Source organism: uncultured Campylobacter sp., assembly GCF_938018145.1.
Taxonomy (GTDB): domain Bacteria; phylum Campylobacterota; class Campylobacteria; order Campylobacterales; family Campylobacteraceae; genus Campylobacter_A.
Genome location: NZ_CALIII010000371.1, coordinates 1 through 5,588 on the forward strand (window position 1 = coordinate 1; position 5,588 = coordinate 5,588).

At 42.4% G+C, this 5,588-nt stretch carries 8 protein-coding genes; 5 read left to right on the forward strand and 3 right to left on the reverse strand.

The window, feature by feature from the left end; genetic code table 11:
• The 3 genes from Q0338_RS08495 to Q0338_RS08505 form a co-directional block, all read right to left on the reverse strand.
• Positions 1 to 1,124, reverse strand: a 1,124-nt coding sequence (locus Q0338_RS08495) for a DNA repair protein (protein WP_298086371.1), incomplete at its 3' end; no start/stop codon positions are given.
• A gap of 248 nt (positions 1,125 to 1,372) precedes the next feature.
• Entirely contained in the window at positions 1,373 to 2,083 is a 711-nt protein-coding gene (locus Q0338_RS08500; RefSeq protein WP_298086372.1) for a mobilization protein, read from the reverse strand.
• Between the two features lie 167 nt (positions 2,084 to 2,250).
• On the reverse strand, positions 2,251 to 2,709 hold the full coding sequence (locus Q0338_RS08505; RefSeq protein WP_298086373.1) for a hypothetical protein: 459 nt from the start codon (positions 2,707 to 2,709) through the stop codon (positions 2,251 to 2,253).
• A gap of 176 nt (positions 2,710 to 2,885) precedes the next feature.
• Here Q0338_RS08505 and Q0338_RS08510 point away from each other — a divergent pair, with 176 nt between their 5' ends.
• Genes Q0338_RS08510 through Q0338_RS08530 form a run of 5 tightly spaced genes read left to right on the forward strand, consistent with a single transcriptional unit; the run spans position 2,886 to position 5,585 of the window.
• Entirely contained in the window at positions 2,886 to 3,833 is a 948-nt protein-coding gene (locus Q0338_RS08510; protein ID WP_298086374.1) for a TM2 domain-containing protein, read from the forward strand.
• A 21-nt stretch (positions 3,834 to 3,854) separates the two neighbouring features.
• On the forward strand, positions 3,855 to 4,262 hold the full coding sequence (locus Q0338_RS08515) for a TM2 domain-containing protein (RefSeq protein WP_298086375.1): 408 nt from the start codon (positions 3,855 to 3,857) through the stop codon (positions 4,260 to 4,262).
• A gap of 21 nt (positions 4,263 to 4,283) precedes the next feature.
• Positions 4,284 to 4,694 (forward strand): TM2 domain-containing protein, encoded by a 411-nt coding sequence (locus tag Q0338_RS08520; protein WP_298086376.1) that lies wholly within the window; start codon positions 4,284 to 4,286, stop codon positions 4,692 to 4,694.
• A 21-nt stretch (positions 4,695 to 4,715) separates the two neighbouring features.
• A complete protein-coding gene (locus Q0338_RS08525; protein ID WP_298086377.1) occupies positions 4,716 to 5,105 on the forward strand; it encodes a TM2 domain-containing protein in 390 nt (129 codons plus the stop codon).
• 18 nt (positions 5,106 to 5,123) lie between these two features.
• Positions 5,124 to 5,585, forward strand: a complete 462-nt coding sequence (locus Q0338_RS08530) for a DUF1566 domain-containing protein (protein WP_298086378.1) — start codon at positions 5,124 to 5,126, stop codon at positions 5,583 to 5,585.
• Positions 5,586 to 5,588 lie beyond the last annotated feature (3 nt).

Below are 5,588 nucleotides of genomic sequence, written 5' to 3' on the forward strand. Positions count from 1 at the left end.
GCCCTTAGGATGGAGTTTTTGCCGTATTTTTCTTTTATCTTGTTTAGGGTTTTTAGCACCGTTTTTTCTTTTGCGTTTTCTTCTTCAAAGAGGCTTCTTTCGGTTTTGCTCTCCTTTACGACGTCGTTTGCCGATATGCCGATTTGCCTGATGAGGCCTGCGTTTTTTATCTTTTTTAGATATAGCTCCTGCGCTGCGTCCATGAGTACGCTAGCGATATTGCTCGGAGTTTTAAACCTTACCGTGGCTCTTTGCGCGGGTTCGTTTTTGCCCGCGAATTTGATATTTATCGTGAGCCCGCTAGCCCGCACTTCCTCGTTTATCATCTTTAGAGCTAGCCTATCGGTCATCTCTTTTAGCACGATTAGAGCCTCCAGCCTCTCGTAGTCTCTAGGTAAAATTTCAGAGCTAAAGTATGACTTAGTCGAGGGTTTATAAGCCTTGATATCGGCTATAGTGGTGGGCTCGATACCGTTTGCGTGATCTAGCGCGATATAGGCGTCGATACCAAACACCTTTTCTAGCAGGCTAAAAGGAGCGTTTGCCATATCTTTCATGCAAAATATCCCGTATCTCTCAAGCTCTGCTCTAGTTTGCTTGCCTATACGCCAAAAATCATTTAGCGGCTGATGCGTCCAGAGCTTTTCTTTATAGAGCGTTTCGTCTAAAAAGGCGATACCGTCCTCGCTGTGCTTAGCTAGGATGTCAAGGGCGATTTTGGCTAGATATAGATTTGTCCCCATACCGCAGGTAGGCGTTATACCCGTAGTTTTTAGGATGTCGTCCATTATCATCTTTGCCATGGCTCTGGCTTCTAGTTTATAAAATTTTAGATACGAGGTAAGATCGATAAAGGCCTCGTCGATGGAGTAGACGTAGATATCCTCTTTGGCTACGTATTTTAGGTAGATGCCGTAAATTTTAGCCGCGTAGTCGATGTAAAACTGCATCCTGGGCGGCGCGATTATATATTTGATATTTTTAGGGATTTCAAACAGCCTGCATCTGTTTTTTACGCCAAGAGCCTTTAGCGCGGGACTAACGGCTAGACATACGCTACCTTCGCCTCTGCTAGCGTCTGCGACGACTAAATTCGCCTCAAAGGGATCAAGCCCTCGCTCCACGCACTCGACCGAGGCGTAGAAGGATTTTAGATCGATGACGGCGTAGATGCTTGGGGTTAAATTCTTGCTTTGGTTTAAGGTTGAAATTTCATTTTCGGCAAATTCGGTTTTTGTTTTTCATAATGGGATTATAGAAAAAATCGGTAAAAATTATGACTTAAATTTACGAAAAAAGGAGGGGGTTAAATTTTTGTTTTTTTGTGGATATCGTGAGTGTGAGTATCCAAGTCGGATACTCACGGTGGCGGCTAAATATCGTCTATGTGATAGCGTATGCGCTCAAATATTTTTCTTAGCGCTTTTTGGCCTTCAGCCTGTTCAAGTCCTTCGTCGTTTTGATTCTGAAGCGCATTGATATGCTTTTTTAGCTCCTCGATCTGCGCGCCTTTTTGGGCAACCTTTTTTTCTAGATTTTCCACTTTGGCCGTAAACTGCGAGATTGTTTGGGCTAAAATTCTATACGCTTGATGAGGCAACCCTTTTCTGGGCGTTTGGCCGATGGCGGAGTAGTTGATGCCTCGACGCATGCCTAAAACGTTTGCAGCTAGAGTTTGCAGCTCTTTCATCTTTAGCGGCCCAAAGTCGCGGCTTTTGTATAAATTTACTCCATCCGTTCCAAGTACGAAAAATTCGATATGCGCGTGCACATTTGGATGCCAAACGCCGTTCTCGTCGAAATGGCCCTCATCCCTGTGGATAGCGATTTGTATCGTGCGCCATCCGTATTTTCTCTCTATTACATCGCAAAGCCGTCTGACATCGTCTATGGTATGGCGATCTTCGATCAGTACTATGGCCGAGCGTCTGATGTTTTTTGGATCGACTTGAACTCTTTGACCCGTCCTAGCTATGTAGTTTTGGATCGCCTGCGTAAGCATACATAGGTATTTTTCTTCGGCGAGAAACGCACTCACGTCGACTTCGTTGAGATTCGAAAACTGCGGATATGCGTGATCCACCGTTTGACTGCGGTCGTTATGTGCAAAAGCGTTAGGCGCGCTACGCTGAATTTTAAAACACGTCATTTTACTTGTAAACCGATTATTTTTTAAAACTGACATTTTTGTCTCCTTTTTTAAATTTATCGTCGTTAGCGCGGTATCCATTATGGATACCGTTATATAGGCTACTTTTTCTTGTCATCCCCGACCTCTGCTTTCTTGTCGGTAGAGTCGGTAGAAGTCGCGGTAGCCGACTGTTTGTTTTCTTTGCCGGTAGAGTTTTCGTTAGCCGACTGCGACGGAGGTGCCGATATGCTAGAAATAGGCCTAGCTGCATCTTTGTTAAGCACCTCGATGAGCCCATCTATATCGGCGACCGTGTAGTTTGTGTTTTCCGGCGCGCCTTTTTTTGACGTCCGTTCCATATCGATTAGCATCGATAGATAGTATCTTTTTTGGTCGCAGAGCGGCAATGCAAGGCTGTATTCGCGAAAATTCTTTTCCAAATTTTCCATTTCCGCATTGATTTTGGCGAGTCTAAAAAGCGTATCTTCCTTTTTGACTTGCAACTTTCTCGAAAGAGAGGCGTAGTAGGTCCTGGCCTCCTCGAGACTACTAAATATTTTAGGATTACCATTTTTCATGGCAATTCCTCCTTTTGTTTAAATTTGAAAATCGGCTTGTTCGCCAATTTCCTGTATTAATTATAAGGTTTTTAGCGTAATCCACATTTCAGATTTAGAACATTTTATTTTTATTCAAATAATATATAAATTAGGATATAATTTCATAAATTTATTCATATAGAAAGGAAATAAAAATGGACATTTGTTCGTTTGTGTTACTTAAAGACAAGGTGTCGGATGCAAATCTGATAGCAATCAAAAACAAAATCGAAAAATTAGAGGCTGATGGGCATAAAATTGATGTTTTATCGGTAGTCCCCACGCTTTCATCACCAAACATAGGGCTTGCTATCAGCGTCTTTCTAGGCTGGCTTGGATCAGATAGGATTTATAAGGGTGATATGGGACTATCGGTATTTAAGTTACTTATTTGTTCTATGTTGCCTATCTTAGCAGTCATCTTAGGCGCGTTTCCATTGGCTATTATAGGGCTCGTGTGGTACTTTATGGATATAAGTCTGGTATTTCTCGGTATCAAAAAGGATAACTTCAACAAAATAATGCAAGCTTTGAGTAGTGATAAAAATACAAACGTAAAATTAAACGACGAAAAAGAAGTCGCTGCACAAAATTTTATTAGCGAGACAAAAGATGCTCAAGCAGTGCAAAATTTTGCTCAAAGCAGGAGCGAGACAAAAGAAAGCGCGATAAATTTAAATAAAGAGACGCAACCCCTCAAACAAGAGCTCAAAACGAATATATCCAAAGAAAATATAAATTTACAAACCAAATTTGAACCCGCCACAAGCGAGAGACAAACCGGGCAAACTACGAACACGACTTCAAATTTATCAAAATTACCCGCAAGCCCAAAATCTCCGGCCATAGGTCTCGTACTCGGCCTTTTTCTAGGCTGGCTGGGCGTAGATAGGTTTTATAAGGGCGACATAATGCTTGGCGTATTTAAAATTTTACTTTGCGTCGCACCGGCTCTGCTGTTAGCATCGGCTGCAAAAACAAACAGCGACGCAGCGCTGATGGTCGCGTCCGTGATTATGTGCGTAGGTCTTATTTGGTATTTTGCGGACTTGTTTTTGGTTTATATCGGTATCAAAAAAGACAATCTAAATAGACGAATTTAAAATTTAATCCAAAGAAGAAAAATGAATAACGCATATATGCTATTTCAAGGCAAAGTTTCAGATACTCATCTGATGGTTATAAAAAGCGAGCTGGATAAAGCCGAAGCGGCGGGCAAGAGGCCTGATTTGACCCTAATGGCTGCTACGCTTAAAAGCCCTATGGTCGGGCTTGTGCTTGGGTTTTTGTTCGGATGGCTTGGTGTAGATAGGTTCTATAAAGGCGATGTCGGACTTGGAATACTCAAAATAATCCTTTGCATTGCGCCGATGTTTTTTGCCGTGCAAGCGGGACAAAGAGGCGATGAGGATCTGGCGGCTATGGCGATGATGATTAGTTTTGCGAGTCTTATTTGGTGCATTGCCGATCTATTTTTGGTCTATATGGGGATCAAAAAAGACAATTTCAAAAAAATAATGATCTCTTTATAATTTTAAATTTAAAGGCAAACGATGAATAGCACTCTTTTGTTGCTAAAGGGCAAGATTTCAGACGTAAATTTGATAGAGCTCAAAGGTAGGTTAGATAGGATGGCGTCGGTTGGGCATTATAATCTTGATCTCACACCCGTTTTATCCACCTTAAAATCCCCGGGTATCGGACTGGTGCTTGGATTTTTGTTCGGCTGGCTTGGTGTAGATAGGTTTTATAAGGGGGATGCGTGGCTTGGTATATTTAAAATTCTACTTTGTATACTTCCTGTCTTTTTGGTAATGGGCGCCGCGCAAAATAGCAACGATGACCTTGCCGCTCTTGCGTCTTTGATCATGTGCGCAGGCATTGTTTGGTGCATTGCCGATTTATTTTTGGTCTATATGGGCATCAAAAAGGATAATTTCAAAAAAATAATGGCTTCTTTGTAAGCCAAATTTAAAGGAAAAGCAGTGGGTAATTCGTATTTGCTATTTAAAGGCAAGGTTTCAGACACTCATCTGATGATCGTTAAAAACGAGCTAGATAGAGCCGAGGCGGCAGGCAATATGCCCGATCTAAAGCCGCTAACCTCACAGCTAAAAAGTCCTATCTTGGGTCTTATCATAAGCATTTTGTTCGGCTTTATAGGGTTTGATAGGTTTTATAAGGGCGACGGCGGCGCGGGAGTTTTGAAGTTCGTGTTAGCAGTCGGTATAGCAAGGGCGTCAAAAACCAATCCCGACGAGGCCGCTATCGCCCTTGCCGCCTTACTTTTGTGGTGGCTGGCGGATATATTTTTGGTCTATTTCGGCATAAAAAAGGACAATTTCAAAAAAATCTCGGCCTTTTTCTTAGGCTAAATTTAAAAGGATGAAAACATGACTAAATTTACTTCCGCCCTGCTAGCATGCCTGCTGTGTTCTAGCGCGGCGTTTGGCTTTGACCCTATCGGTTTTATCAAAAAGACCGTGAGCGACGAGGGCGACGTTACCGCAGGCTTTAGTAAGGACATCCGTCTGGGTGTCGTCAAGGACGATATATATAAGCTGATGTGGCAGGATAGCTATGGGAAGGATATGTCCCCGCTTATTATCCCTTCTATTGAGGAGCAAAACTCGCACGATAAGCCTATGACCTACGCCGAGGCGGTTCGCTACTGCGATGATTTAAATTTTGCCGGTTTTGATGACTGGAGACTGCCCACGGTAAACGAGCTTTTAAGTATCACGGACGATACTAGGTTTAACCCCGCTATAAACAAAGCCTTTAAAAACGTCGCATACGAGATAAACGACAAAGGCGAGAAAAGCCGTAAATACGTAAGTATTGTTACTGAATAATTT

What these genes read in the sequence shown, in the direction of transcription:
- Q0338_RS08530 (WP_298086378.1), top strand. Translation starts at nt 5,124, where the DNA reads ATGACTAAATTTACTTCCGCCCTGCTAGCATGCCTGCTGTGTTCTAGC.
- Q0338_RS08505 (WP_298086373.1), bottom strand. Translation starts at nt 2,709, where the DNA reads ATGAAAAATGGTAATCCTAAAATATTTAGTAGTCTCGAGGAGGCCAGG.
- Q0338_RS08510 (WP_298086374.1), top strand. Translation starts at nt 2,886, where the DNA reads ATGGACATTTGTTCGTTTGTGTTACTTAAAGACAAGGTGTCGGATGCA.
- Q0338_RS08520 (WP_298086376.1), top strand. Translation starts at nt 4,284, where the DNA reads ATGAATAGCACTCTTTTGTTGCTAAAGGGCAAGATTTCAGACGTAAAT.
- Q0338_RS08515 (WP_298086375.1), top strand. Translation starts at nt 3,855, where the DNA reads ATGAATAACGCATATATGCTATTTCAAGGCAAAGTTTCAGATACTCAT.